Origin of the sequence: Streptomyces lincolnensis, from assembly GCF_021173675.1 — a bacterium.
GTDB lineage: Bacteria > Actinomycetota > Actinomycetes > Streptomycetales > Streptomycetaceae > Streptomyces > Streptomyces lincolnensis_B.
In genome coordinates this window covers 474,883-500,725 of the sequence record NZ_JAIHON010000008.1, presented here as the reverse complement: position 1 = coordinate 500,725, position 25,843 = coordinate 474,883, and the positions used below count along the sequence as shown (strand labels likewise).

Genomic DNA, 25,843 nt, shown 5'->3' with positions numbered 1-25,843 from the left:
TTCGATCTTGCTCTCTGGTCATTCGTTACCTCGGATTAACGTCGAGGCGTTGACAACCTATTCAGACACCGAGAACTCTGCATGACGTTATACAGCCGGGCAAGGGACAACTCATGATCCAGTTCGACGCGGTCCACAAGCGCTTCCCCAACGGCACGACAGCGGTCCACGACCTCTCCCTGCGCATGCCGGAAGGCGGCGTGACGGTCCTCGTCGGATCCTCCGGTTGCGGCAAGACGACCACCCTCAGGATGATCAACCGGATGGTCGAGCCGACCTCCGGCACCATCCGGGTGGGCGGCAAGGACGTCACCGAGCAGGACGCCGCCGAGCTGCGCCGCTCCATCGGGTACGTCATCCAGCAGGCGGGCCTCTTCCCGCACCGCACGGTCCTCGACAACATCGCCACCGTGCCGCTGCTGCTCGGCCACGGCCGCCGCCGGGCACGGGCCCGGGCGGCCGAGCTGCTGGAGACCGTCGGCCTCACCGCCGAGGCCGGCAAGCGGTACCCGCACCAGCTCTCCGGCGGCCAGCAGCAGCGCGTGGGCGTCGCCCGCGCACTCGCCGCCGACCCGCCCGTCCTGCTCATGGACGAACCGTTCGGCGCGGTCGACCCGGTCGTGCGCACCCAGCTCCAGGACGAACTGCTGCGGCTCCAGAAGGAGTTGAACAAGACCATCGTCTTCGTCACGCACGACATCGACGAGGCCGTCCGGCTCGGCGACCGCATCGCGATCTTCCGCACCGGCGGCCACCTCGTCCAGTGCGCCCCGCCCACCGAGCTGCTGGCCCGGCCGGCCGACGACTTCGTGGCCGACTTCCTCGGCGCCGAGCGCGGTCTGAAGCTGCTCTCGCTGACGACGCTGGCGGACGTTCCGCAGGGTCCCGCACCGGAGGGCGCCGCCTGGAGCCTCGTCCTCGACGCGCGGAACAGGCCCCTGCACTGGGCCTCCCGGGACGCCGAGGTCCCCGTACGACCGCTCAAGGACGGTGACTCCCTGCTCGCCGCCCTCGACGAGTCCGTCGCCTCCCCCACCGGCCTGGTCGCCCGGGTCGACGCCGACGGCGCCCTCACCGGCGTCTCCTCGCGCGACGACATCCACCGGCACGCGGGCCGGGCGCACACGGAAGCCCGGGTGGCGGCATGACCATCGACTGGTCGTGGATATCCGGCCACACCGACGACCTCACCACCCTCACGCTCTCCCACCTGCAGGCCGCCCTGACCGCGGTCCTCCTGGGCCTGATCATCTCGCTGCCCCTCGCGGTGCTCGCCCACCGGGTCCGGCCCCTGCGCGGACTCCTGCTCGGGCTGTCGAACGTCCTGTTCACGATCCCCTCGATCGCCGTCTTCGTGCTCCTGCTGCCGGTCAGCGGCCTCACCCGCACGACGACCGTGATCGGCCTGACGATCTACACCCTGGTCGTCCTGCTCCGGAACACCGTCGAGGGCCTCGACTCGGTCCCCGCGCGGACCAAGGAGGCGGCGAAGGCGATGGGCACGCGCCCCCTGCGCACGCTGCTCACCGTCGAGCTGCCGCTCGCGCTCCCCGTGATCATGGCCGGCGTGCGCATCGCGACGGTCATGTCGATCTCCCTCGTCTCCGTCGCCACCTACATCGGCGACGGCGGCCTCGGCCAGCTCTTCACCGACGGCTTCCAGCGCAACTTCCCCACCCCCGTGATCGTCGGCGTGGTCCTCACGCTGCTGCTCGCCGTGGTGGCGGACGCGGCGCTGGTCGCCCTCCAGTACGCCCTGACGCCGTGGAAGCGGAGGCGAGCCTGAGATGTACGAGCTCCTCAAGAACCTCGGTGCCTGGCTGACCAGCGGCGCCCAGTGGGCCGGCTCCGACGGCATCGCCCACCGCCTCGCCGAACACCTCCAGTACTCGCTGCTCGCCACCCTCGTCGCGACCGCGATCGGCCTCCCCCTCGGCCTGCTCATCGGCCACACCGGCAAGGGCGCGTTCCTCGCGATCAACCTCGCGTCCTTCGGCCGCGCCCTGCCGACGGTCGGCCTGGTCGTCCTCGTCTTCCTGGCCGGCGGCCTGTCCATGCTCCCGGTCTACGTCGCCCTCGTCGCCCTCGCGGTCCCGGCGATCGTCACCAACACCTACGCGGGAATGACGGCCGTGGACCCGGACGTCCGCGACGCCGCCCGCGGCCAGGGCATGCGCGGCCACCAGGTCCTCTTCCAGGTCGAGCTGCCCCTCGCGCTCCCCCTGATCATGACGGGCCTGCGCCTCGCCCTCATCCAGGTCGTCGCCACGGCGACCATCGCGGCCTACGTCTCCTTCGGCGGCCTCGGCCGCTACGTCTTCGACGGCCTCGCCCAGCGCGACCTGGTCCAGGTGCTCGGCGGCGCGGTCCTGGTGGCCGCGGTCGCCGTTGCCCTCGACCTGGCCCTCTCCGCCCTCCAGCGCTTCCTCTTCCGCCACCGCACCGCCTAGGGAATCCGAACCATGAACCGTCGCAACCTCCTCGGCGCACTGGCCGGGACCGCCGTCGCGATACCCGCCCTCTCCGCCTGCTCCAGCGGCATCACCTCCCTCGAAGGCCAGGGCTCCTCCTCCGGTGGCGGCGGCTCCAGCAAGGGCGGCCTCACCATCGGCACCGCCAACTTCACCGAGAACCAGGTGCTCGGGTACCTGTACGCGGCCGTGTTGCAGGCGTCCGGTGTGAAGGTGACGGTCCGCCCCAACCTCGGCACCCGCGAGATCCTCATCCCCGCGCTCAAGGGCGGCGACATCGACCTCCTCCCCGAGTACCAGGGCGCCCTGCTCCACTACCTGGACCCCAAGGCGACGGCGACCGAGGAGGGCGAGATGCAGAACGCCCTCACCATCGCCCTCCCGGCCGGCCTCCAGGTGCTGCCGTACGGCATGGCCGAGGACTCGGACGCCTTCGTCGTCACCCGCGAGACGGCCAGGAAGTACGGCCTGACCTCCCTCGCCGACCTGAAGAAGCAGAACGGCAAGCTGGTCATCGGCGCCGCACCCGAGGTGAAGAAGCGCCAGGTCGGCGTCATCGGCCTCAAGGACGTCTACGGCGTGGACTTCAAGGAGTTCAAGTCCCTCGACTCCTCGGGCCCCCTGGTCAAGGGTGCCCTGAAGAAGGGCGACGTCGACGTGGCCAACCTCTTCACCACCGACACCGACATCGTGGCCAACGACTGGGTCGTCCTGACCGACCCGAAGAACCTCATCCCCGGCCAGCACGTCGTCCCCCTCATCGCCGACCGCAAGGCCGACTCCCCCGTCCGCAAGTCCCTCGCCCGCCTCGGCAACATCCTCACCACCGCCCAGCTCACCGAACTCAACCGCCAGGTCGACAAGGACAAGAAGGACCCGGAGGACGTGGCGAACACGTACGCGAAACAACACGGCCTGGCCTGAACCCCCTCGGGGAGAACCCGCCCGGCACGGCGTCCGGACTCCCCGCGGCCTGCTCAGACGTGGTCGCGCTCGTACTCCTTGTAGCCGTCCGGGACACCGATGGTGATGTCGTGGATACGGGCCCAGCCGCGGGCGATCAGGTCGCTGTCCCGGAGGCCCTCGACGAAGTGGTAGTACGCCCTGAGGTCGTCGGTCTCGATCAGCAGGAAGTCGGAGTAGTCGGCGGCGAAGGCCTCCGCGTCGAAGTGCCGGACGGTGAGACGGTCGGCGTACGGGCCGACGACGTCCTTCCGGAAGATCTCCCCGTACTGGTTGCGCTCCGCCCTGCTCAGACGCAGCCAGGAGGAGTCGAACCGGTAGCGGATGACGATGCCGTAGGTCATGTCAGCACGTTATGACGGACCGTCGTTTTTTGACACCTCGTTCAGGTAAGAGATCGGTCAGGAGCAAGCTGCTCGGCCGCTCCCACGATCTCGGCGACCACCTGCTGGATCGAGGTCAGCTCCTCGGTCTCCAGCCGGGGCCAGCCGAGCCCCTCGACCATCGAGGCCAGCACCTGGAGCCGGCCGCGGAGGCTGTCCTTCTCGGCCCACAGGAAGCGGCGGGAGAGCAGGTGCATCGCCGCGTAGCCGAGGATGTACGAGCGCAGGGCGTCCACGGCGACGGCGGGGGTCAGACGCGGATTGTCGAACGGGCCCTCGGTGACCGCGCGCTCCACGACCGAGCCGACCACCTGCGACATCTGCGCCTCGACCAGCTCGCGCCGCTTCAGCCGGGCCTCGGACGCGGCCTCGCACACGGCGTCGGTGCGGGCGGTGATGCTGCACTCGAACAGGACGGGGGCGACCTCCGCGTGCCGCATGTAGGCGAGCATCAGCGCGTACAGGGCCGGCACCCCGCCCCACGCCAGGTCGGCGATCGCCTGGTAGTAGCGCAGTTGCCTGCGCGCGCTCTCGGCGGACAACTCGATGAGCAGGTCCTCGCGGCAGGTGAAGTGGTTGTAGATGGTCCCCTTGGAGTAGCCGGCCTCCTCGGCCAGGCGTCCGAGGGTGAGGTTGTGGAAGCCGTCCCGCTCGATCATCTCGAGCGCCAGACGCACCAGCGCCTGGTCACGCTCCGCGACCTCTTTGGCTTTCCTTTGAACGGTACGCATGGGCGTCAGTATGAATGACCATCAGTCGGATATCGACCAGCGGTCAAAGATTCTTTCCCTCGACGCCACCACAACTCCACACAGCCACCCCGAACAGGGGGGCTATCCCCAGTGCCGCGGGCCGCGTGGCTCCCTACCGTGGGGCGTATGAGCGGAATGGACGCGCGGGACACCGAGCTGAAGAAGGAACTCGACGCCACCTTGCAGGCCCGCAGGGAGCTGGGTGAGGAGTACGAGTCCGCGCTGGTCGACTCCTTCATGGAGAAGGTCGACCAGCGCATCGACGGCGCCGTGGAGCGCCGGATGCGGCGGAGTACGGCCGAGCGGCAGATGGTGGCGGCCCGGGGCTCCCGGTCGCCGCAACCCACCGATTCCTGGGGCGACCGCTTCGGCTTCGGCATCGTCTCCCTGGTGCTGGCGATCCCGCTGTCCGCGATCGGCGGCGGTGTGGCCCATCTGCCGGGCCTGCTCGTCGCCTGGGCGGGCATCGTGGGGGTGAACGCCTTCCAGGCGGTCCGCACGAACCCGGGGCTGTTCCGTGGCCGGGACAGCCGTAAGTCCTCCCAGGACAGTGACTGGGAGGAGTGACCGGAAGTATTTCGCGGGGACCGCCGCACCCCCGTGAACGGGGGGCGGGACGACGGCGGTCCCCGCGAGGGACGCGGGCCGGGTCAGGGCCAGGCTGGCGCGTCCTAGGCGTCTGTGGAGGTCCGGGAGCCGCTCCGGAGGTCCGTGACGCCGTTCTGTTGCCGCCGGGGCGGGGAGCCGCTCCCGCCCTGCCGACATCCACTAATGTGCCCGACCCGTGTTAAGCGGGTGCTGCGTGGACGTGACGCGCTCGTACCACTTCCGCGAAGTCGACGATTTCGGTAGGCAATCGCAAGTTCGCCGGGTACACCGGCCGTTCACCGGAGGTTTCCCGGCGAGCCGCGGGAGCCGGGCGGGAAATCGCCACCCGCCCGGCCACGAGGGCTACTTGGCGCCCAGGCTGCCCTTGCTGCCCTTGGCGAGGAAGGCCAGGAGGTCCTGCCGACTGACGACCCCGGTGGGCTTGCCCTCGACGAGGACGATCGCCGCGTCGGCCGCGCCCAGCACCGACATCAGGTCGCCGACCGGCTCACCGGAGCCGACCTGGGGCAGCGGCGGCGACATGTGCTTCTCCAGCGGGTCCTCCAGCGAGGCCTGCTGGGCGAACAGCGCGTTGAGCAGCTCGCGCTCCACGACCGACCCGACGACCTCGGCCGCCATCACGTCCGGGTGACCGGCGCCCGGCTTGACGATCGGCATCTGCGAGACGCCGTACTCGCGCAGCACCTCGATGGCCTGGCCGACGGTCTCGTCCGGGTGCATGTGCACGAGGGACGGGATGGCGCCGTGCTCCTTGTCGTTGAGGACGTCACCGACACGGGCGCTGGGGCCCTCGTCCTCCAGGAAGCCGTAGTCGGCCATCCACTCGTCGTTGAAGATCTTGCTGAGGTAGCCACGGCCGCTGTCGGGCAGCAGGACGACCACGACGTCGTCCTCGCCCAGCCGCGAGGCGACCTCCAGCGCCGCCACGACGGCCATTCCGCAGGAGCCGCCGACCAGCAGCCCCTCCTCCTTGGCGAGCCGGCGGGTCATCTGGAAGGAGTCCTTGTCGGACACGGCCACGATCTCGTCGGCGACGGTCCGGTCGTAGGCGGTCGGCCAGAAGTCCTCACCGACGCCCTCGACGAGGTACGGCCGTCCCGAACCGCCGGAGTAGACGGACCCCTCCGGGTCGGCGCCGATGACCTTGACCCTGCCGTCGCTGGCGTCCTTCAGGTACCGCCCGGTCCCGGAGATGGTGCCGCCGGTGCCCACCCCCGTCACGAAGTGGGTGATCCTCCCCTCCGTCTGCTCCCACAGCTCGGGGCCGGTGGAGTGGTAGTGGGAGAGCGGGTTGTTGGGGTTGGAGTACTGGTCGGGCTTCCACGCGCCCGGCGTCTCACGGACGAGCCGGTCGGAGACGTTGTAGTAGGAGTCCGGGTGCTCGGGGTCCACGGCGGTGGGGCAGACGACGACCTCGGCGCCGTAGGCGCGCAGGACGTTGATCTTGTCGGTGCTCACCTTGTCGGGGCACACGAAGATGCACTTGTACCCCTTCTGCTGGGCCACGATGGCGAGCCCCACGCCGGTGTTACCGCTGGTCGGCTCGACGATGGTGCCGCCCGGCTTGAGCGCGCCGCTGTCCTCGGCCGCCTCGATCATGCGCAGGGCGATGCGGTCCTTCACGCTGCCGCCGGGGTTGAAGTACTCCACCTTGGCCAGGACGGTGGCCCTGATGCCCTTGGTCACGCTGTTGAGCCGCACCAGCGGGGTGTTGCCGACGAGGCTGATCATCGAGTCGTGGAATTGCACCGTTGTCTCCGGATGCTTGCAAAAGAAGTGGTCGTGATTGGTTCCGCCAGCCTATGGCTTCCCGATGATCCGTGGCGGCCGTTCACTCGCCGTTGAGATTGGGCGACGGTCCGTACGGGGCAAGGAGTGGTTGTACGGATTCGAGGAGGTGGCGGCGACGCATGACGAGCATGTCGAGGGCACGGGTGGCCCGGCGGATCGCGGCCGGTGCCGCGTACGGCGGTGGCGGGGTAGGGCTGGCCGGGGCGGCGGCCATGGGCCTGCTGCTGGCGGAGGTACGGCTGGCGAGGCGCCAGGTGGGCAACGGCAGCACCCCGCACGTCCCCCATTCGGAGGGCCGCTACGGCCACGTCTACACCGTCCCCGACGAACCTCCCCTGCGCATGGTGATGCTGGGCGACTCCACCGCGGCGGGCCAGGGCGTGCATCGGGCCGGCCAGACGCCGGGCGCGCTGCTGGCGTCGGGCCTCGCGGCGGTGGCCGAACGCCCGGTGGAACTCCGTAACGTCGCCCTCCCCGGGGCCCGCTCCGACGATCTGGACCGCCAGGTGGCCCTGATCCTGGCGGACCCCGCCCGGGTGCCCGACGTCTGCGTGATCATGATCGGCGCGAACGATGTCACCCACCGGATGCCGCCCACTCGGTCCGTGCGGTATCTGTCGGCCGCGGTACGGCGGCTGCGCACCGCCGGTGCGGAGGTCGTCGTCGGTACCTGTCCCGACCTCGGCACGATCGAGCCCGTGCAGCAGCCGCTGCGGTGGCTGGCCCGGCGGGCCTCGCGGCAGCTGGCGGCCGCGCAGACGATCGGGACCGTGGAGCAGGGGGGCCGTACGGTGTCCCTCGGTGATCTGCTGGGGCCGGAGTTCGAGGCGAATCCCCGGGAGCTGTTCGGGCCCGACAACTACCATCCCTCCGCGGAGGGGTACGCCACCGCGGCGATGGCCGTTCTGCCGACGGTCTGTGCGGCGCTGGGGTTGTGGCCGGCAGAGGAGGAGCGGCCCGATGTGTCCCGCCGCGAGGGCTTCCTGCCGGTCGCCCGTGCGGCCGCGGAGGCCGCGTCCGAGGCCGGTACGGAGGTCGCCGCCGCGATGCCCACGGGGCCGCGTGGTCCCTGGGCCCTCCTCAAGCGCCGCCGCCGGCGGCGGGTCTCGGAGCCCCAGCCGGTGACTCCGGCCCCCCAGCCGTGATCTCGCCCCCCGCCACCCCTACCCGTCCCGTCCCCCAGGGGCTCCGCCCCTTCGACCCCGACCTGCGGGTGGGTGGGGGCTGGTCGCGCCCGCGCGGCGGTAGCCGCATATTCAGCACAGCCCCGCGCCCCTGGGTTTCTCAGCCCGTCCGGCGTTTGAGGACGAGGCCCCTTCAGGGCCGACAGCGGGGGTCTGGGGGCGCAGCCCCCAGGGATGGGACGGGTAGGGGCGGCGGGGGCGAAAATCCGCTCCCCCGCCGGAGGCCCAAGCAAGCGCTTAGACAATTGCGGTCAGGGTCACACCCCCACCCCCGTGACCGAGGCCATACGGCCGGGTAACTTCCCACACAGCCCTGCCCGACCCCCCGGTATGTCAATGGAGCCGTGATGCCCGAAGCCGTGATCGTCTCGACCGCCCGCTCCCCCATCGGCCGCGCCTTCAAGGGCTCGCTCAAGGACCTCCGCCCCGACGACCTCACCGCCACGATCATCCAGGCCGCCCTGGCCAAGATCCCCGAGCTGGACCCGAGGGACATCGACGACCTGATGCTCGGCTGCGGCCTCCCCGGCGGCGAGCAGGGCCACAACCTCGGCAGGATCGTCGCCGTACAGATGGGCATGGACCACCTGCCCGGCTGCACGATCACCCGCTACTGCTCCTCCTCCCTCCAGACCAGCCGCATGGCCCTGCACGCCATCAAGGCCGGCGAGGGCGACGTCTTCATCTCGGCGGGCGTGGAGATGGTCTCCCGCTTCACCAAGGGCAACTCCGACAGCCTCCCGGACACGCACAACCCGCTCTTCGCCGAGGCCGAGGCCCGCACCGCCGAGGTCGCCCAGCAGGAGGGCACCACCTGGCACGACCCGCGCGAGGACGGCCTCGTCCCCGACCCCTACATCGCGATGGGCCAGACCGCCGAGAACCTGGCCCGCGCCAAGGGCATCACCCGCCAGGACATGGACGAGTTCGGCGTCCGCTCGCAGAACCTCGCCGAGGAAGCCATCAAGAACGGCTTCTGGGAGCGCGAGATCACCCCGGTCACCACCCCCGACGGCACGGTCGTGAGCAAGGACGACGGCCCGCGCCCCGGCGTCACCATGGAGGGCGTCCAGGGCCTGAAGCCGGTCTTCCGCCCGGACGGACTCGTCACCGCCGGCAACTGCTGCCCCCTCAACGACGGCGCGGCGGCGGTCGTGGTCATGTCCGACACCAAGGCCCGCGAGCTCGGCCTCACCCCGCTCGCCCGCATCGTCTCCACCGGCGTCTCCGGCCTCTCCCCCGAGATCATGGGCCTCGGTCCGGTCGAGGCGAGCAACCAGGCCCTGCGCCGCGCCGGCCTCACCATCGACGACATCGACCTGGTGGAGATCAACGAGGCCTTCGCCGCCCAGGTGATCCCCTCCTACCGCGAGCTGGGCATCGACCTCGACCGGCTGAACGTCAACGGCGGCGCCATCGCCGTAGGACACCCCTTCGGCATGACCGGTGCCCGCATCACCGGCACACTCATCAACTCCCTCCAGTTCCACGACAAGCAGTTCGGCCTGGAGACGATGTGCGTCGGCGGCGGCCAGGGCATGGCAATGGTCATCGAGCGTCTGAGCTGATCACCCGGAAGGGCGCCAACCGCCCGTAGCCGTAAGGGAACCCAGCGTCACCCATCGGCCCGGAACCCTTGAACCACCAGGGTTCTGGGCCGATTTGTGATCCAATCTCCCTCAGGATGTGACCTATCTCCCTTTCGGAAGGGATTCACGCAGGTCAGCACCCCTCCATCAGCACCCCCCGGGCCCAAAGTCCTGTCCGATTCGTGACGTTACGCACTGACAGCTGGATAGTCCGCCCTTCAAGCTGATGTAGGAAGTCGGGGGTCGACTTTGAACCGGGAGTACGTCAGTGAGCGCCATGCCGATCGCCTTGCTGGTCACCACGGCCGCCACGGGCGCCGTGGGCGTCGCCGTCCTGCGCACCCTCATGGTGCTGCGCCGACAGGTCGCCGCCCTGCACACGGAGCTCGCCGCGGGCAACGCCGCCGCGGCGAAGGCCCTCGTGCCGCCCGCCCGCCAGTCCGCCGACGCCGAGGGGATACGTGCCGCCGTGGCCGAGGCCCTCGCCGAGGAGCGAGAGCGCGAGCTCGCCGAGGCGCGCGCCTTCTGGGCCGCGCAGGAGGCGCGAGACGCCTCCGACGCACCCTCGCTGCTCGGCCTGCCCGACAGCGAGCTCTTCCTGCCCCGGCAGGCCGATTTCGTGGGCCTGGAGCCGCTGGAGCCGGTCGCCGAGCCGACCGCCGACAGCGAGGAGTACGTCGCCGACTCCCCGGAGCTGGCCGCGGCCCGTCGCCGCCACCCCTCCCACCCGGACTTCGTCCCGGTCGCCTCACCCGTCGTGAACGACCACGAACGCACCGTCGCCACCCTCGAGGACCTCGCGGCCTCCCGGACCGAACTCACCGACGTCCGCCCCGGCCCCCTCGGCACCCTCGACGTCTACGTCTTCGCCGACGGCACCACCCTCTGCATGACCCCGGGCCACCGCGAAACAGCCGAACGCCTCGCCACCGCCCTCCGAGCCGGCGAAACCCCGATCCTGCTGGGCGGCTCAGGCATCTCGGGCGCCTACACCCTCACCTTCGCCTGCGGCGAGGAAAACGTCTACATCCTGGCGGACAGGGTCATAGCGAGCCTTTAAAAGGTTCACAGGAAAACGCAGGGCAACCGCGTCCCCCAGGGGCGCGGGGAACTGCGCGACAAGCCACGACGAACCCGCACCCGCCAACGCACCTCAAACCCCCGCCCTCTTCTGCGCCTCCTCCACCAACCTCACAGCCTCAGCAACCTGGCCCTCGTCCTCCAGGACGAGGGCCAAGTCATGCACAGCCACAGTGATCTGATCCGCCGCAGCGAACATCCCCGCGTCCGGCATCTCCCGAGGCTCAACCCCGGGCGCCTCCACCAACTGAGCCCGCCGCACAAACTCCCTGGCCAACCGCAAAGCCTCAGCGGCAGCGCCTCGCTGCAAACGACTCTGCGGCGCCGCCCGCAAACGGTCGGCAAAGTGATCCACAGCCCGGGTCAGACGCGTCGTATCCACCACGGCGCAACCGTACGCGTCCCACCGGGACTGTTGCCAACAGGCCAACGCTCAGGCACGGTGACCTGAAGGACCGGCTTACATCCCCTTTGCGTCCGGAGGCGCCGATGTCCCACGTCCTCTCCGAGGAGACCCACCGCAACATGCTCGCCCGCATCCCCCACTGCACCGGTCGTGAAGTGTCCGACTGGCTCCGCACCGTCGAAGAAGGCCCGGCTCTCTTCCGCTTCGAGGAAAAGGTCAGCTGGCTCCGCCACGAACACAACCTCGCGTACGGCCACGCGAAGGCGATCGTCCACGAGTACGACCTGAGGAGGGCGGCGCGCAAATTCCTCTAGGCGCGCGAAGACGACGAAGGGCCCCGGGTCGGCGACCCGGGGCCCTTACTCCGTACGACTGTTCCGTACGACCGTGCTGGACGACCGTCGGAGACTAGTCGTTGCTGTTGAGGATCGCGATGATCCTCAGGAACTCCATGTAGATCCAGACCAGCGTCAGCGTCAGGCCGAACGCCGCCAGCCACGCTTCCTCGCGCGGCGCGCCGTAGGCGATGCCGTCCTCGACCTGCTTGAAGTCCAGGGCGAGGAAGGCGGCACCGAGCAGGATGCCGATGACACCGAAGACGATGCCGAGCGGGCCGCTGCGGAAGCCGAGGCCGTCACCGCCGCCGAAGACGGCGAACAGCAGGTTCACCATCATCAGCAGGACGAAGCCGAGCGCGGCCGCCATCACGAAGCCGTAGAACCGGCGGTTGACGCGGATCCAGCCCGCCTTGTACGCCACCAGTACGGCGGCGAAGACCGCCAGGGTGCCGATCACCGCCTGCATGGCCGCACCACTGGCGATGCGGTTGTCGACGATGCTGGAGACGACTCCGAGGAACACACCCTCGAAGGCGGCGTACGTCAGGATCAGCGCGGGCGAGGCCTTGCGCTTGAAGGACTGGACGAAGGCCAGGACCATGCCGATCAGGGCGGCACCGATACCGATGCCGTACGAACGGCTGATGTTCGCGTCGTCCACGGGCAGCAGCGCCCAGGCGAGCGCGGCCGTGACGACGAGGACGCCGAGCGTGGTGCCGGTACGCAGAACGACGTCGTCGATGGACATCCGGCCGGTGGTGGCCGGGGCCTGCGGCGGCGCGCCGTGCTGCACGTCCTGCTGGGCGTAGGGATTCTGCGCGTACGGGTTCTGGGCGTACGGGTTGCCGGACTGCGGCTGCGCGTACGGGCTGCCCTGCGTGCCTACGGCTGCGCCCCCGGCCTGCGGCGCGGTGTTGAAGCCCGCGTAGCCGTTGTCGCGGCTGAACCCCCGTCGCGAGAAGACCGGGTTGCTGCTCCTCATTTCACTCCTCCATGGCCACCGTCTGTGGGCCTTGGCTCAAGAGTAATAGGTAGGCAAAGGAATGACCCTAGTGCTTGGGGAGGATCTTTCCCTCGTCGTGATGGCCAACACGCTACGCGCACCGCTGATTCCCGGCGCCCGCAGGGCCCGGATCATGACCTGACCGGGACGAATCCGTCACATGGCTCAGCCGAGGGGGAAGCCCGTGTACGCCTCGGCCAGGTCGGTGTCGGCGGCCCGGGAACCGGCGATCCGCTCCAGCCGGGCGAGCTGCAGCCGGTCCTCGAAGGGGGTGGCGTCGGGGGCCCGGTGCAGCAGCGTCGTCATGTCGTAGGAGAACCGCTCGGCCTGCCAGATCCGGCGCAGACAGGTCTCGGAGTAGGCGTCGAGCAGCTCCGCCGAGCCCTTGTCCTTCTGGTACGTCAGGGCGCGCGCGAAGGTCACGACGTCGCCGACGGCGAGGTTGAGCCCCTTGGCGCCGGTGGGCGGGACGATGTGCGCGGCGTCACCGGCCAGGAAGAGACGGCCGTGGCGCATGGGCTCGTGGACGTAGGAGCGCATCGGGGTGACGGACTTCTGGGTGATGGGCCCGCGCTCCAGGCGCCAGTCGTCGTCGGTCTCGAAGCGGCGCTCCAGCTCGTCCCAGATCTCCTCGTCGCCCCACGACTCGGCGTCGGTGCCCTCGGGCACCTGGAGGTAGAGGCGGGAGACGGAGGGGGAGCGCATGGAGAGCAGGGCGAAGCCGCGGTCGTGGCGGGCGTAGACCAGCTCGTCGTGGGAGGGCGGGACGTCGGCGAGGATGCCGAGCCAGCCGAAGGGGTAGGTGCGCTCGAACACCTGGGTGAGTTCGGCGGGGATCGCCCCCCGGGCCACGCCCCAGAAGCCGTCGCAGCCGACGACGTAGTCGCACTCCAGGACGGATTCGCGGCCCTCGTGGCGGAAGCGGACGCGCGGGTGGTCGGTGTCGGCGTCCTCGACGGCGAGCGCCTCCGCCTCGAACAGCAGGGGGCCACCCTCGGCGAGCTGGAGGGCGATGAGGTCCTTGCAGACCTCGGTCTGGGCGTAGACCATCACGGACCGGCCGCCGGTGAGGGCGGGGAAGTCGACGCGGTGGCGCTTCTTGTCGTAGCGCAGCTCGATACCGTCGTGGCGCAGGCCCTCGCGGTCCATGCGCTGTCCGGCGCCGGCCTCGCGCAGCACGTCGACCGTGCCCTGCTCCAGGATCCCGGCCCGCTGCCGGTGCTCGACGTAGGCGCGGTCGCGGCTCTCCAGGACGACCGAGTCGATGCCCGCGTTGTGCAGCAGCCGGGCGAGGAGGAGGCCGGCGGGTCCGGCTCCGATGATGCCGACGGTGGTGCGCATCGACCCACCCTCTCTGTTCTCTCGCGTTCGCGTAGTGAAGTTTCCTTCACTTACTTTCAACCATGAGTCTCCGACCGCGCACGGCCGCTGTCAACGGTCACGCGGGGAACGCTTCAGTGAAGTGAAGTCTTCAATGGAGGGTGCAAGTGTCGGAAGTGCCCGGAGCCGGACTTGAACCGGCACGCCCGCGAAGGGGCAGCGAGGTTTAAGCTCGCCGTGTCTGCATTCCACCATCCGGGCAGGCCATGGGCTCCGCATCGAGGTTCCCGAGCCTATCGGGACCCCTCCCCCGAACAGGGGTCGGGTGGCCCGATGTTGTCTTATTTTATTGAGTTCTGAGGGAGCATCAGCACCCGGAACAGTCCATCCGCACTTGCCAATAGCCTTACGCGGGACGTCTCACCACGCATGCGGAATGACGGAATTTCACCGTCTGAACGAGGACGCTCCACCTGTTCTCGACGCGCCGGGTCGTCAGGGGTGACCGTCATCCCCAGGTATGACACCGCGCGGTGTGGTCCGACTCGAGTCTGCCTTCGGAACCGGAACAGCGGCTGACTACACGGCGGTCCGCGGCGACGACGATGGAGGCATTCCCCCAGTCGTCGTTCCACAGGAGTGCCTTCTCGTGACCACCACATCCATCGCCGGCCGGACCACCGCTGTGGCCGCGCGTGCCACGGATCTGTCGAAGATCTACGGTCAGGGCGAGACCCAGGTGGTCGCCCTGGACCGGGTCTCCGTCGAGTTCCGGCAGTCCGAGTTCACCGCGATCATGGGCCCCTCCGGGTCCGGCAAGTCCACGCTGATGCACTGCGTGGCGGGCCTGGACACCTTCTCCTCGGGCTCGGTGCGGATCGGCGAGACCGAGCTGGGGTCGCTGAAGGACAAGCAGCTGACCAAGCTGCGCCGGGACAAGATCGGGTTCATCTTCCAGGCGTTCAACCTGCTGCCGACGCTGACCGCCCTGGAGAACATCACGCTCCCCATGGACATCGCGGGCCGCAAGCCGGACAAGCAGTGGCTGGACACGGTGATCCGGATGGTGGGCCTCAGGGACCGTCTCGGCCACCGTCCCTCCCAGCTCTCCGGCGGCCAGCAGCAGCGCGTCGCCGTCGCCCGCGCCCTGGCCTCCCGGCCCGACATCGTCTTCGGCGACGAGCCGACCGGAAACCTCGACTCGCGCTCCGGCGCCGAGGTGCTCGGCTTCCTGCGCAACTCCGTGCGGGAGCTGGGCCAGACGGTGGTCATGGTGACCCACGACCCGGTGGCCGCGGCCTACGCGGACCGGGTGGTATTCCTCGCGGACGGCCGCGTGGTCGACGAGATGATCCGCCCGACGGCCGACGGGGTCCTGGACTTCATGAAGCAGTTCGACGCCAAGGGCCGCACCAGCTGATCCCGGTCGGGACCGACAGGACTGAGAAGAAAAAACACCATGTTCCGTACCGCCTTGCGCAATGTGCTCGCGCACAAGGCCCGGCTCCTGATGACCGTGCTCGCCGTGATGCTCGGCGTGGCCTTCGTGTCGGGGACCCTGGTCTTCACCAACACCATCTCCGACGCCTACCAGAAGAGTTCGGCCAAGGGCTTCGACCAGGTCGACGTCGCCGTCACGGCGGGGTACCAGGACGCCGAGGGCGACCGGGTGGGCAAGTCCCACGACCTGACCCAGGCGATGCTCGACGAGAGCACCCGGGTCCCCGGTGCCGCGTCCGCCATCGGCGTCGTCAGCGACTTCACCGCCATCGCCGACAAGAACGGCAAGCTCATCGGCCAGGGCTTCCAGTCGCAGGGCGGCAACTACTGGGGCACCAAGGACCCCCGCTACCCGCTGGTCAGCGGCCACGCCCCGCAGGGCGAGAACGAGATCCTCATCGACGCCGAGACCGCGAAGCGGGCCGGCTACAAGGTCGGCGACACCGTACGGATGTCGGTCGACGGTCCGGTTCTCACGCCGAAAATCACCGGCATCTTCACCACCGACGACGGCAATGTCGCCGCCGGCGGCAGCCTCACCCTCTTCGACACGACGACCGCGCAGCGCCTCCTCGGCAAGCCGGGCACCTACGACGAGATCGACGTCAAGGCGAAGCCGGGCGTCACGCAGGCCGCGCTGAAGACCCAGCTGGACAAGGCGCTGCCGAAGGACGTCACCGAGACCACCACCGGCAAGGAACTCGCCGACGACCAGGCGCGGATGATCTCCCAGTCGATGAGCGGCATGCAGACGGGCCTGCTGGTCTTCGCCGGCATCGCCCTGTTCGTCGGCACCTTCATCATCGCCAACACCTTCACCATGCTGGTCGCCCAGCGCACCAAGGAGCTGGCGCTGCTGCGCGCGGTCGGTGCCTCGCGCCGGCAGGTGACGCGGTCGGTGCTGATCGAGGCGTTCGTGGTCGGCGCGGTCGCCGCGGTGGCCGGACTGCTCGCGGGCATCGGCATCGGGGCCGGACTGCGCTCCCTGATGGGCACGTTCGACGCGACCGTCCCCGACGGTCCGCTGATCATCAAGCCCACCACGATCGCCGTCGCGCTCGCGGTCGGCATCCTGGTGACCATGCTGGCGGCCTGGCTGCCGGGCCGCCGGGCCGCGAAGATCCCGCCGGTGGCGGCCATGAGCAGCCTGCACGCCAAGGCCACCACCAAGTCGCTGGTGCTGCGCAACACGCTGGGCTCGCTGGTCGCGGGCGCGGGTGTCGCGGTCGTCCTGGCGGCCACCACGATGGACGGCTCGGACGGCCAGATGCCCATGGGGCTCGGCGCGGTCCTGCTGATCATCGGCGTGTTCATCCTGACCCCGCTGCTGTCCCGCCCGCTCATCGCCGCAGCGGCTCCGGTGCTGCGCGTCTTCGGCATCTCCGGCAAGCTGGCCCGGCAGAACTCGGTGCGCAACCCGCGCCGCACGGCCGCCACGGCCTCCGCGCTGATGATCGGCCTGACCCTGATCACCGGGATGACGGTGATGGCGGGCAGCCTCCAGCAGGCCATCGACAAGATGGCGGCGTCCTCGATCAAGGCGGACTACGTCGTCTCCATGGCGAACGGCAACTCGCTGTCGCCGGACGTCGAGAAGAAGCTGAGGCAGACCGACGACGTCACCGCCACCAGCCCGCTGACCAACGCCGCCTCCCGGATCGGCGGCGAGACCGAGTACCTGACCGGTGTCAACGGCGCCGCGATCGGCGACCTGGTGGGCCCGAAGGTGGACGACGGCTCCTTCAAGGTCGGCGGCACCCAGGTCGTCGTGGACAGCGAGACTGCCAAGTCCAAGGGGTGGAAGGTCGGTTCCGGCTTCACCGCCTCCTTCGAGGACGGCGAGAAGCAGCGGCTGACGGTCGCCGGGACCTACGAGAGCAACGAGTTCCTGCGCGGCATCCTGCTCGACGAGGCGACCCTCGCCCCGCATGTGACGGACCCCTACGTCATGCAGGTCATGGTGAAGACCTCCGACGGCGCCTCCGGCACGGTACAGGACAAGCTGGAGAAGGCCCTCGGCACCAACCCGGCGATCAAGGTCCAGGACAAGAAGGACATCTCCAACGAGATCGCGCAGATGTTCACGCTGATGCTGAACATGGTCTACGGCCTGCTCGCGATGGCGGTGATCGTGGCGGTCCTCGGCGTCATCAACACCCTGGCCATGTCGGTCTTCGAACGCTCCCAGGAGATCGGCATGCTCCGGGCGATCGGCCTGGACCGCAAGGGCATCAAGCGGATGGTCCGCCTGGAGTCCCTGGTGATCTCGCTGTTCGGGGCGGTGCTGGGCATCGGTCTGGGCGTGTTCTTCGGCTGGGCGGCCGGTGAGCTGCTGGCCTCGAAGATGGCGACGTACGAACTGGTCCTGCCCTGGGCCCGGATGGCCGTCTTCCTCCTCCTGGCCGCGACGGTGGGCATCCTCGCCGCCCTGTGGCCGGCCCGGCGGGCGGCCCGGCTGAACATGCTGACGGCGATCAAGTCGGAGTAGCGGTACGGAGATCGGCATACGACAGGGCCCGGTTCCTCCTGATGAGGAACCGGGCCCCGCTGCCGTACTCAGTTCCAGGTGCGCGCACGCAGCGGCAGCCCCGACGCGCCGGACTCCGGGGCGCGGACGGCGAGGACCTGGTTGACGCCGATGCGGTTGCGTTCGAAGGCGAGCGCGCAGGCGGCCATGTACAGCCGCCAGACCCGGGCCCGCCCCGGGCTGGTGAGCCGCACCGCGCGGTCCCAGTCGCCCTCCAGGTTGGCGACCCAGCGGCGCAGGGTCAGTCCGTAGTGCTCCCGGATCGACTCGACGTCCCGGACCTCGAACCCGGCGCGTTCGAGCTGGGTGACGGTGGTGCCGACGGGGGCGAGCTCCCCGTCGGGGAACACATAGGCGTCGATGAACTCGTCCACGTGGTACGACGACTCGTCGCGCTGCGGACGGCGGCCGATCTGGTGGTTCAGGAGTCGCCCCCCGGGCTTGAGCAGCCGGAAGAGGTCCTCGGCGTACTCCAGGTACCGGTCGGCGCCGACGTGTTCGGCCATCCCGATGGAGGAGACGGCGTCGTAGGGACCGTCCTCGACGTCCCGGTAGTCCTGGACGCGGATCTCGATCCGGTCGGTGAGGCCCTCGCCGGCGACGCGCTTGCGGGCGTAGGCGGCCTGTTCCTGGGAGAGGGTGACGCCGACGACGCTCACGCCGTACTCCCGGGCGGCGTGGATGGCCATCGAGCCCCAGCCGCAGCCGACGTCCAGCAGGCGCATGCCGGGCTTCAGGCCGAGCTTGCGGGAGATCAGGTCCAGCTTGTCGTACTGGGCCGTCTCCAGGGTGCTGTCCGGGGCCGGCCAGTAGGCGCAGGAGTACACCATGCTCGGCCCGAGGACGATCTCGTAGAAGTCGTTGCCGACGTCGTAGTGGTGGCTGATGGCCCGCTTGTCACTGCTCTTGGTGTGCAGGTGCCTGCGGGGTCTGCGCACCTCCTCGCGCGGCGGGGCGGGCGGCAGCGGGGGCCCGGCCAGCACGATCAGCCGGCGTACGGCGGCCCGCACCTCGGGGTCGCGCAGTGCGTCGAACAGGGTCCTGGCGTCCTCCCCGCGCTCCCACACCAGCCCCGAGATCAGCCCCAGCGCGGTGTAGAGGTCGCCCTCGATGTCCAGGTCACCGGCGACCCAGGCACGCGCGAGCCCCAGTTCACCGGGCTTCCACAGCAGCCGGCGGACGGCCCTGCGGTTGCGTACCACCAGCGCGGGGGCGTCGGGCGGCCCCGCCTCCGAACCGTCCCAGGCCCGGATGCGTACCGGCAACGGCACACCGAGCAATTGTCCGAAGAGGTCCCTGAGCCGCAGCGCGGCATCTGCCATGGCGCACACCTCCGTGACGAGGATCCCGGAATTGTCCACCTTGGTAAACAGCGACGCGGCCGGGTGCAGTCCGAGTGAGTGGTCACGACTGGGCAAAACAGATGCACCGACCACGCACTGCTGTCGCCGGCGTTTCAGGAATGCCGAAGGGCCCCCTGCACCACGGATGGCAGGGGGCCCTTCGGTCGGTTCAGCGACCGGAAGCGGTCAGGAGGCCTTGGCCTTCTGCTCGGTCTTCTCCTCGGTCTTCTTCGGCTCGGCGGCCGCCGGTACGGGCCTCGCGGCCTCGTAGAACTCCTCGCGCGGGTGCTCCATCGCGCCGAGGGAGACGACCTCGCGCTTGAGGAACATACCGAGGGTCCAGTCGGCGAAGACACGGACCTTGCGGTTCCAGGTCGGCATGGCCAGACCGTGGTAGCCGCGGTGCATGTACCAGGCGAGACGGCCCTTGAGCTTGATCTTCATCTTGCCCATGACGATCATCGCGACGCCCTTGTGGAGCCCGAGACCGGCCACCGCGCCCTTGTTGGCGTGGCTGTAGTCCTTCTGCGGGAAGCCGCGCATCCCGGAGATCACGTTGTCGCCGAGGACGCGGGCCTGACGCAGCGCGTGCTGGGCGTTCGGCGGGCACCAGGCGTTCTCGTTGCCCGCCTTGCGGCCGACGAGGTCCGGGACCTGGGCGTTGTCGCCGGCGGCCCAGATGTAGTCGGTGCCCTGGACCTGGAGGGTCGGCGCGCAGTCGACGTGGCCGCGGGGGCCGAGCGGCAGGCCGTAGCGGGACAGGACCGGGTTCGGCTTGACGCCGGCGGTCCAGACGATGGTGTTGGAGTCGACCTCCAGGCCGTTCTTCAGCACCACGTGGCCGTCGACGCAGGAGTCCATGGAGGTGGAGAGGTAGACCTCGACCCCGCGGGCCTCCAGGTGCTCCTTGCCGTACTGGCCGAGCTTGGGGCCGACCTCGGGGAGGATCTTGTCGGCGGCGTCGACGAGGATGAACCGCATGTCCTCGCGGGAGACGTTGGTGTAGTACTTGGCCGCGTCGCGGGCCATGTCCTCGACCTCGCCGATGGTCTCCGCGCCCGCGAAGCCGCCGCCGATGAAGACGAAGGTGAGCGCCTTGCGGCGGATCTCCTCGTCGTTCGTGGAGTCGGCCTTGTCCAGCTGCTCCAGCACGTGGTTGCGCAGGCCGATGGCCTCCTCGATGCCCTTCATGCCGATGCCCTGCTCGGCGAGGCCGGGGATCGGGAAGGTGCGGGAGACCGCGCCGAGCGCGATCACCAGGTAGTCGAAGGGCAGCTCGTACGCCTCGCCGACCAGCGGGGCGATCGTGGCGACCTTGCGGTCCTGGTCGATGGTGGTGACCCGGCCGGTGAGGACCTCCGCCTTGGGCAGCACGCGTCGCAGCGGGACGACGACATGGCGCGGGGAGATGTTGCCGGCGGCGGTTTCGGGAAGGAAGGGCTGGTAGGTCATGTACGACCGGGGGTCGACGACCGTGACGGTCGCCTCGCCGTAGCGCATCTTCTTGAGAATGCGCCGAGCTGCGTACAGGCCTACGTACCCACCGCCTACTACGAGGATCCTGGGACGCTCCGTGGTGCTCATGCCATCGAGTATCCACCCGCCTCAGGGGGGTCGCTCGTGCGCCCCTTCACAAGCTTCCTCCGGGTGTGTGCTATCCTCCGCGGCTCGCGTGATCCAGGTCATGACGGCGACCGGGAACCCCCGTACCGGACGGGCCGTTGTCAATGCCGCGTGAGCTGCCTCTCCGTGGGTCCGGACCCCCTGTGAGAGCCCTCGCCGTCCCCCTCGCACACCACCTTCGCGACGCCCCCTTGTGTCCGATCTGAACACGTTCAAGGGCATGTCCGGGCCCCGGAAGGGTCAACGCGATGCCTTTCGTGCTCCGACAGGGCCGAATTCCTTGTGAAGAACTTCACGAACTTTCTCGACGGCACGTCATCGAGGGGCCCCGAAGGGCCCCTCGAACGTGCTCATACGTTGTCCGACCTGCTCAGCAGAGGCTCAAGCGACCGACCACGCGATGCCGTCGAGGATGTCGTGCTCGCTCACCACGACCTCCTCCGCGCCGATCCTTTCCATGATCGACAGCAGGACGAGGGCACCGGCGGCGATCACGTCGACGCGCCCGGGGTGCATGGAGGGAACGGCCGCCCGTTCGGCATGCGTGGAGTGCAGCAGCCGGTGGGTGATCTCGCGGACCGTGGCGCAGGGGATCCGCGAGTGGTGGATGGCCGTCGAGTCGTACGCGGGCAGGTCCTGCGCGATCGCGGAGAGCGTGGTGACCGAGCCGGCCAGGCCCACCAGGGTGTGCGCCTCGCGCAGCGGCACCGTCCGCTCGGCGAGGTCGAGGGCGGCCTCGATGTCGGCGCGCATCGCGGCGACCTGCGCCTCGGTGGGCGGGTCGGTCACCACCCCGTCCTGGACGAGATGCCGCTCCGTCATCCGGACACAGCCGACGTCGACGGAACGCGCCGCCCGCACCCGCTCGTCCCCGACGACGAACTCGGTCGAGCCGCCACCGATGTCCACCACCAGGTAGGGCTTGGCAAGGTCGTCCCGGCCGGTGAGCTCCTTGGTGGCACCGGTGAAGGAGAACTCCGCCTCCCGGTCCCCGGTGATGACCTCGGGCTCGACTCCGAGGATGTCCAGGACACCCCGTACGAACTCGTCCCGGTTCTCCGCGTCCCGGGAGGCCGAGGTCGCCACGAAGCGCAGCCGCTCCGCCCCGTGCTCCTTGATCACCGCCGCGTACTCGCGACAGGCGGCGAAGGTCCGCTCCAGCGCCTCGGGCGCCAGCCGCCCGGTGCGGTCCACGCCCTGCCCCAGGCGCACGATCGTCATACGGCGGTCCAGGTCGACCAGTTCACCGGTCTCCGGGTCGGCGTCGGCGACCAGCAGCCGGATGGAGTTCGTACCGCAGTCGACGGCGGCGACCCGGGTCACTGCTCGTCCTCCTTCACGGCCGGCACGCCCGTCACGCACGTCCCCTTCAGCCACCACTCCGGCAGCATCTCCAGCGCCTCGTCGCCGAGCGGGTTCACGCCGGGCCCGGCGGCCAGGGAGTGCGCCACGAGCACGTGCAGGCACTTCACCCGGTCCGGCATGCCGCCCGCGCTCGGGAAGCCCTCCAGGACCTCGATGGCGTCACGGCGCGCGATGTAGTCCTCGTGCGCGGCACGGTAGGCGGCGGCCAGCTCCGGATCGCTCTGGAGCCGCTCCGTCATCTCCTTCATGACCCCGTTCGCCTCCAGCGTGCCGATCGCCGAGGCGGCGCGCGGGCACGTCAGGTAGTACGTGGTCGGGAAAGGGGTGCCGTCGGGGAGGCGGGGGGCCGTCTCCACCACGTCCGGCTGTCCGCAGGGGCAGCGGTGCGCGATCGCCCGCAGCCCGCGCGGCGGCCGTCCGAGCTGCTGCTTGAAGGCCTCGACATCCGCGTCGGTCGGCTCGGTGCGCGGTGTGGAGGGCGGAGGCGTTTCCATGCCTGTCTTTCTATCGTTCCATCGGTCGGTTCACTGGTCGGAGGCGTCGGACTTGTCGACGCCGTCCCAGACGTTCGCGTACCAGGGGCGGTCGGCCGCTCCCAGGTCGGCGCGGGACTGCCGGGCCGCGTTCGGGTCGATGACGATGAAGCCCGTCTCGCCCGGCAGGACGTAGTGCAGCCGCTCCCGGATCTGCTGCTGCGCGTACGCGTCGTCCTGCCAGCGTGCCTTGAGGTCCCGCAGCTGCTCCACGCGCTGCCTGGCCTGCTCCTTCTCCCGCTGGAGGTCGGAGATCTCGGCCCGCTGGGAGACGTACTGCCTTATGGGATACGCGAGCGCCACGACCAGCGTGCACAGCACGAGGGCCAGCAGCGCGGCCCGGCCGGTCAGCCGGGAGCGGCGGGCCTGCCGTCTGGTCTGGGAGCGGTACACCCGGGCCGCGGTCTGCTCGCCGAGCAGCCTGATCCTGGTCGTGGTGGAGAAACGGTCCCGGTCCTTGACGGCCATCTCTCACTCCCGTTCTCACACGCGCGTACGTCCCCGCACACGGTACGGGACCGGTACGGGGACGTACGTACGACTGGCTAAGCCTTAGCCCTGCCGAGGTCAGCCCTTGCTGTGCCTAATGGTTCGCAGAGCGAAACCGCGGGAAGGCCGAGCGGCCGGCGTACACCGCCGCGTCGTCGAGGATCTCCTCGATGCGCAGCAGCTGGTTGTACTTGGCGACGCGGTCCGAGCGGGCCGGGGCGCCGGTCTTGATCTGGCCGCAGTTCACCGCGACGGCGAGGTCGGCGATGGTGACGTCCTCGGTCTCGCCGGAGCGGTGGGACATCATGCACTTGAAGCCGTTGCGCTGGGCGAGCTCGACGGCGTCCAGGGTCTCGGTGAGGGAACCGATCTGGTTGACCTTCACGAGCAGGGCGTTGGCGGAGCCCTCCTCGATGCCGCGGGCCAGGCGCTCGGGGTTGGTGACGAAGAGGTCGTCGCCGACGATCTGGACCTTGTCGCCCAGCTTCGCGGTGATGGTGTTCCAGCCGGCCCAGTCGTCCTCGAACAGCGGGTCCTCGATGGAGACGAGCGGGTACGCCTCGACGAGCTCGGCGTAGTACTCCGTCATCTCGGCGGCGGAGCGCTCCTTGCCCTCGAAGGTGTAGACGCCGTCCTTGTAGAACTCGGAGGCGGCGACGTCGAGCGCCAGGGCGATCTGCTCGCCGGGGGTGTAACCGGCCTCCTTGATCGCCTCCAGGATGAGGTCGAGGGCGGCGCGGTTGGACTCCAGGTTCGGGGCGAAGCCGCCCTCGTCGCCGAGGCCGGTGGACAGGCCCTTGGTCTTCAGCACCTTCTTGAGGGTGTGGTAGACCTCGGCGCCCCAGCGCAGGGCCTCGGAGAAGGACTCCGCGCCGATCGGGGCGATCATGAACTCCTGGATGTCCACGTTGGAGTCGGCGTGCGAGCCGCCGTTCAGGATGTTCATCATCGGAACGGGCAGCAGGTGCGCGTTCGGGCCGCCCAGGTAGCGGAAGAGCGGGAGGTCGCTGGCCTCGGAGGCGGCGTGGGCGACGGCGAGGGAGACGCCGAGGATGGCGTTGGCGCCGAGGGAGCCCTTGTTGTCGGTGGCGTCCAGGTCGAACATCGCCTGGTCGATCAGGCGCTGCTCGGTGGCGTCGTAGCCGACGAGCTCCGGGCCGATCTGCTCGATGACCGCGAGGACGGCCTTCTCGACGCCCTTGCCCATGTAGCGGTTGGGGTCGCCGTCGCGGAGCTCGATGGCTTCGAAGGCGCCCGTGGAGGCGCCGGAGGGGACGGCGGCACGACCGGTGCTGCCGTCGTCGAGGCCGACCTCGACCTCGACCGTGGGATTGCCTCGGGAGTCCAGGATTTCCCGGGCTACGACGACGTCGATGGACGGCACGAGCATCTCCTTCTGGGATGTGACGCGGTTGCGCGGGCCGCGGGGCCCGTGGTGCACGGAGCCACCGTCGGCTCCGCGAGACGAGCCTAACCGGCCCGGGGCGATCGGCCATGCGGTCGCCCACCCCTTGGGCAGAACCGAGAGTAAATTGTTTCCGAACGGAACAAAAAGCTCCCGGGGCGCCGCATGAAAAAGCCCCGCCCCGGTGCGTACGGGGGAACACGCACCGGAGCGGGGAGCCCGTGGGGACGGGGGGGACCCTCACGAGGCCCTCATCATGAAGGACACGGATATGAGGACCCTGTGGTTCAGCCGTCCTGCCGTCCTCTTACTTGAGGTGCAGCTGCTGACCCGGGTAGATGAGGTCGGCCTGGTCGACGATGTCCTTGTTCAGGTCGAACAGCTTCGCCCAGCCGCCCTTGACGTCGTGCTTCTCGGCGATCGAGCTGAGGGTGTCGCCCTTGACGACCTTGTACTCGCCGTCGCCCTTCTTGACCTTCTTGCCGGTCGGGGTGGTGACGGTCTTCTTGGCCTTGGCCGCGGGGCGCTCGGCGGAGCGGGAGGCCGACTGCTCGGAGGAGCGGGTCTCGGTGCTCTGGTTCTGGCCGGCGCTGCCCGAGCCGCCGTTGTAGGAGGCACCGGACAGGTTCTTGCCGCAGACCGGCCAGGCACCCTTGCCCTGGCCCGCGAGGACCTTCTCGGCTATCTCGATCTGCTGCGCCTTGGTGGCCTGGTTGGCCTGCGCGGCGTACTTCGTGCCGCCGTACGCGGCCCAGGTGGAGGCGGAGAACTGCACGCCGCCGTAGTAGCCGTTGCCGGTGTTGATGGTCCAGTCGCCGCCCGACTCGCACTGGGCGACGGCGTCCCACTCGGAGGCGGTGGCGGCGGAGGCGTTGCCGGCCGCCATCAGCGGGGCGGCGATGGCGACACCGGTGACGCCGGCGAGCGCGACGGCACGGGTGGCCTTGGACGGACGGCGGTGCTTGCCCTTGCCGGAAAACAGCATGGAAGGATCCCCTCACCGACGCCTGCGAGGTGAGCTGTCGGGTTCGGGCCGGTTGAGTTGCCCGGCCGCGCACCTCTCGGTGCACGGCTTCACCCCAAGCCGGTTCCGGTGTCAACCACCGGGCCCGGCACTTACCTTGGGTCCCCCGCTCCTGCCTACGGCGCTTGACGCGACGACTGTTCCC

24 protein-coding genes, 1 tRNA gene, 1 pseudogene and 1 riboswitch are annotated in these 25,843 nt (G+C 69.6%); of the genes and pseudogenes, 11 read left to right on the top strand and 15 right to left on the bottom strand.

What is annotated here, in order from left to right; genetic code table 11:
- Window positions 1-113: 113 nt before the first annotated feature.
- Genes K4B79_RS26065 through K4B79_RS26050 form a run of 4 tightly spaced genes read left to right on the top strand, consistent with a single transcriptional unit; the run spans window position 114 to window position 3,395 of the window.
- On the top strand, window positions 114-1,148 hold the full coding sequence (locus K4B79_RS26065; RefSeq protein WP_232029332.1) for an ABC transporter ATP-binding protein: 1,035 nt from the start codon (window positions 114-116) through the stop codon (window positions 1,146-1,148).
- The gene (locus tag K4B79_RS26060) at window positions 1,145-1,786 is read left to right on the top strand and encodes an ABC transporter permease (protein ID WP_232029331.1); all 642 of its coding nucleotides are present in this window, start codon (window positions 1,145-1,147) and stop codon (window positions 1,784-1,786) included. The genes K4B79_RS26065 and K4B79_RS26060 overlap by 4 nt, the downstream gene beginning before the upstream one ends.
- Before the next feature lies 1 nt (window position 1,787).
- Window positions 1,788-2,450, top strand: a complete 663-nt coding sequence (locus K4B79_RS26055; protein ID WP_232029330.1) for an ABC transporter permease — start codon at window positions 1,788-1,790, stop codon at window positions 2,448-2,450.
- A gap of 12 nt (window positions 2,451-2,462) precedes the next feature.
- Window positions 2,463-3,395, top strand: a complete 933-nt coding sequence (locus K4B79_RS26050; RefSeq protein ID WP_232029329.1) for an ABC transporter substrate-binding protein — start codon at window positions 2,463-2,465, stop codon at window positions 3,393-3,395.
- A 53-nt stretch (window positions 3,396-3,448) separates the two neighbouring features.
- On the opposite strand, the gene K4B79_RS26045 is transcribed toward K4B79_RS26050, so the two are convergent.
- Entirely contained in the window at window positions 3,449-3,778 is a 330-nt protein-coding gene (locus K4B79_RS26045; RefSeq protein WP_232029328.1) for a darcynin family protein, read from the bottom strand.
- A gap of 41 nt (window positions 3,779-3,819) precedes the next feature.
- A complete protein-coding gene (locus K4B79_RS26040; protein ID WP_232029327.1) occupies window positions 3,820-4,548 on the bottom strand; it encodes a TetR/AcrR family transcriptional regulator in 729 nt (242 codons plus the stop codon).
- Window positions 4,549-4,704: 156 nt separating this feature from the next.
- Between K4B79_RS26040 and K4B79_RS26035 the strand changes: the two genes are divergently transcribed.
- Complete coding sequence (locus K4B79_RS26035; protein WP_232029428.1) at window positions 4,705-5,136, top strand: hypothetical protein; 432 nt, start codon at window positions 4,705-4,707, stop codon at window positions 5,134-5,136.
- Between the two features lie 384 nt (window positions 5,137-5,520).
- On the opposite strand, the gene K4B79_RS26030 is transcribed toward K4B79_RS26035, so the two are convergent.
- Complete coding sequence (locus K4B79_RS26030) at window positions 5,521-6,927, bottom strand: cystathionine beta-synthase (RefSeq protein WP_232029326.1); 1,407 nt, start codon at window positions 6,925-6,927, stop codon at window positions 5,521-5,523.
- Window positions 6,928-7,088: 161 nt separating this feature from the next.
- Between K4B79_RS26030 and K4B79_RS26025 the strand changes: the two genes are divergently transcribed.
- Window positions 7,089-8,114, top strand: coding sequence for an SGNH/GDSL hydrolase family protein (locus K4B79_RS26025; RefSeq protein WP_232029325.1), 1,026 nt, complete (start codon window positions 7,089-7,091; stop codon window positions 8,112-8,114).
- Between the two features lie 137 nt (window positions 8,115-8,251).
- On the opposite strand, the pseudogene K4B79_RS48850 reads toward K4B79_RS26025, so the two are convergent.
- Window positions 8,252-8,418, bottom strand: a pseudogene (locus K4B79_RS48850) (cobyrinate a,c-diamide synthase); the annotation flags it as partial.
- Between the two features lie 82 nt (window positions 8,419-8,500).
- On the opposite strand from K4B79_RS48850, the gene K4B79_RS26020 reads away from it, so the two are divergent.
- A complete protein-coding gene (locus K4B79_RS26020) occupies window positions 8,501-9,721 on the top strand; it encodes an acetyl-CoA C-acetyltransferase (protein ID WP_232029324.1) in 1,221 nt (406 codons plus the stop codon).
- Between the two features lie 298 nt (window positions 9,722-10,019).
- Window positions 10,020-10,802, top strand: a complete 783-nt coding sequence (locus tag K4B79_RS26015) for a hypothetical protein (RefSeq protein ID WP_232029323.1) — start codon at window positions 10,020-10,022, stop codon at window positions 10,800-10,802.
- Between the two features lie 93 nt (window positions 10,803-10,895).
- Here the strand turns inward: K4B79_RS26015 and K4B79_RS26010 are convergent, their stop codons facing one another.
- Window positions 10,896-11,207, bottom strand: a complete 312-nt coding sequence (locus tag K4B79_RS26010) for a hypothetical protein (RefSeq protein ID WP_232029322.1) — start codon at window positions 11,205-11,207, stop codon at window positions 10,896-10,898.
- 104 nt (window positions 11,208-11,311) lie between these two features.
- Here K4B79_RS26010 and K4B79_RS26005 point away from each other — a divergent pair, with 104 nt between their 5' ends.
- The gene (locus tag K4B79_RS26005; protein WP_109496416.1) at window positions 11,312-11,542 is read left to right on the top strand and encodes a DUF4287 domain-containing protein; all 231 of its coding nucleotides are present in this window, start codon (window positions 11,312-11,314) and stop codon (window positions 11,540-11,542) included.
- Between the two features lie 94 nt (window positions 11,543-11,636).
- Here K4B79_RS26005 and K4B79_RS26000 read toward each other — a convergent pair whose 3' ends face one another.
- The 3 genes from K4B79_RS26000 to K4B79_RS25990 form a co-directional block, all read right to left on the bottom strand.
- Entirely contained in the window at window positions 11,637-12,548 is a 912-nt protein-coding gene (locus K4B79_RS26000) for a Bax inhibitor-1/YccA family protein (RefSeq protein ID WP_232029321.1), read from the bottom strand.
- Window positions 12,549-12,734: 186 nt separating this feature from the next.
- Window positions 12,735-13,910: a 4-hydroxybenzoate 3-monooxygenase gene (locus tag K4B79_RS25995; protein WP_232029320.1), complete on the bottom strand. Its 1,176-nt coding sequence runs from the start codon at window positions 13,908-13,910 to the stop codon at window positions 12,735-12,737.
- Between the two features lie 156 nt (window positions 13,911-14,066).
- Window positions 14,067-14,150: transfer RNA gene (locus K4B79_RS25990), tRNA-Leu, on the bottom strand.
- Between the two features lie 388 nt (window positions 14,151-14,538).
- Here K4B79_RS25990 and K4B79_RS25985 point away from each other — a divergent pair.
- Both K4B79_RS25985 and K4B79_RS25980 read left to right on the top strand, forming a co-directional pair.
- The gene (locus K4B79_RS25985; protein WP_232029319.1) at window positions 14,539-15,309 is read left to right on the top strand and encodes an ABC transporter ATP-binding protein; all 771 of its coding nucleotides are present in this window, start codon (window positions 14,539-14,541) and stop codon (window positions 15,307-15,309) included.
- A 39-nt stretch (window positions 15,310-15,348) separates the two neighbouring features.
- Entirely contained in the window at window positions 15,349-17,877 is a 2,529-nt protein-coding gene (locus K4B79_RS25980) for an ABC transporter permease (protein WP_232029318.1), read from the top strand.
- Between the two features lie 68 nt (window positions 17,878-17,945).
- Here the strand turns inward: K4B79_RS25980 and K4B79_RS25975 are convergent, their stop codons facing one another.
- From K4B79_RS25975 to K4B79_RS25945, 7 genes are all read right to left on the bottom strand, one after another.
- On the bottom strand, window positions 17,946-19,238 hold the full coding sequence (locus K4B79_RS25975) for an SAM-dependent methyltransferase (RefSeq protein ID WP_232029317.1): 1,293 nt from the start codon (window positions 19,236-19,238) through the stop codon (window positions 17,946-17,948).
- A 207-nt stretch (window positions 19,239-19,445) separates the two neighbouring features.
- Complete coding sequence (locus tag K4B79_RS25970; RefSeq protein ID WP_232029316.1) at window positions 19,446-20,843, bottom strand: NAD(P)/FAD-dependent oxidoreductase; 1,398 nt, start codon at window positions 20,841-20,843, stop codon at window positions 19,446-19,448.
- A gap of 420 nt (window positions 20,844-21,263) precedes the next feature.
- On the bottom strand, window positions 21,264-22,205 hold the full coding sequence (locus tag K4B79_RS25965; RefSeq protein ID WP_232029315.1) for a Ppx/GppA phosphatase family protein: 942 nt from the start codon (window positions 22,203-22,205) through the stop codon (window positions 21,264-21,266).
- On the bottom strand, window positions 22,202-22,741 hold the full coding sequence (locus K4B79_RS25960; protein ID WP_232029314.1) for a DUF501 domain-containing protein: 540 nt from the start codon (window positions 22,739-22,741) through the stop codon (window positions 22,202-22,204). Before K4B79_RS25960 ends, K4B79_RS25965 begins: the two co-directional genes overlap by 4 nt.
- Before the next feature lie 30 nt (window positions 22,742-22,771).
- The gene (locus K4B79_RS25955) at window positions 22,772-23,248 is read right to left on the bottom strand and encodes an FtsB family cell division protein (protein ID WP_232029313.1); all 477 of its coding nucleotides are present in this window, start codon (window positions 23,246-23,248) and stop codon (window positions 22,772-22,774) included.
- 115 nt (window positions 23,249-23,363) lie between these two features.
- Entirely contained in the window at window positions 23,364-24,653 is a 1,290-nt protein-coding gene (gene eno, locus K4B79_RS25950; protein WP_232029312.1) for a phosphopyruvate hydratase, read from the bottom strand.
- Between the two features lie 328 nt (window positions 24,654-24,981).
- Complete coding sequence (locus tag K4B79_RS25945) at window positions 24,982-25,659, bottom strand: LysM peptidoglycan-binding domain-containing protein (protein WP_232029311.1); 678 nt, start codon at window positions 25,657-25,659, stop codon at window positions 24,982-24,984.
- Between the two features lie 4 nt (window positions 25,660-25,663).
- Window positions 25,664-25,832: riboswitch (cyclic di-AMP (ydaO/yuaA leader) on the bottom strand.
- Between the last annotated feature and the right edge of the window lie 11 nt (window positions 25,833-25,843).